Below are 994 nucleotides of genomic sequence, written 5' to 3'. Positions count from 1 at the left end.
TATGGAATTTTTACAAATTGATGTGGAACATTTCATAGAAGGTAAAGTTTGGATAAATTTACGAAAACGACATATTCGTAATTATCAAAAGTGGCTTGCTGAAGAAGCTATTTCCTATCAATCAAATGAAACTTATAAGCCAGCAACAGTAAGTAGAAAGATACGCATTACACGTTCTTTTTTAAAATGGTTATATGAAATTGAATATATTAAAGAGCCTTTGTACATTGAAATACTAAGTACAACGATAACGAAAAAACATAAACCAAGAAGAGAGTTATCTTATGAAGAAGTAAAACAATTGCTTTCCCATTATAAAAATAATCCTATCAATTATGCCTTGCTCTCGATATTGGCAACAACAGGATTACGTGTTGCCGAAATTGCGCATGCAAGGTGGGAAGATTTAGAATATGATGTATTACGCGATCGTTATTATCTTTATGTAAATACAAAAGGAGATTCTGAACGAATTGTACCCATTAATAAAGCTGTGTTTGAGAGAATCATTGCTTTTCGAAGACGACGACGCCTGCCAATTGAATTAGGAATTAAGCATGGCGGTACAATATTTCAAACAAAAAATCATACAGCGTATAAAGAAAATTACTTGTCTCAATATATTACGAAGATTATAAAAGAAACTGATTTATCTTTTACAAAGAATGAAAAAATAACTCCCCATTTCTTTCGGCATTTTTATGTTCAATATTTATATGACTATAAACAATTACCACCGCATATCATAGCCGCAGCTGTTGGGCATAAAGATGATCGCACAACGAAAGAGAATTATTTGAAGCAGCGATTAATGAAAGATCATGACGCCGGGAATTTAATTGCTGATGATGAATTTTAACTATAAAAGAGGAAGAGTATATTTATAACTCTTCCTCTTTTAATTTACGATAACCTAATTATATTAAACTATATCTATTTTGCTTGCGGCCTTTTCCAGTTTCCTTTACTATATAAGATTTCATAACAAGTGTTG

At 31.3% G+C, this 994-nt stretch carries 1 protein-coding gene; it reads left to right on the top strand.

Going from position 1 to position 994, the window contains the following annotated elements:
- Positions 1-859, top strand: an 859-nt coding sequence (locus tag V7024_RS24305) for a tyrosine-type recombinase/integrase (RefSeq protein WP_335524645.1), incomplete at its 5' end; no start/stop codon positions are given.
- Positions 860-994: the final 135 nt, after the last annotated feature.

The organism is Bacillus sp. JJ864 (genome assembly GCF_036963045.1).
Classification (GTDB): domain Bacteria; phylum Bacillota; class Bacilli; order Bacillales; family Bacillaceae_G; genus Bacillus_A; species Bacillus_A pseudomycoides_C.
Note: the sequence above shows the minus strand (reverse complement) of the source record. Positions and strands in the feature narration are given on the sequence as shown.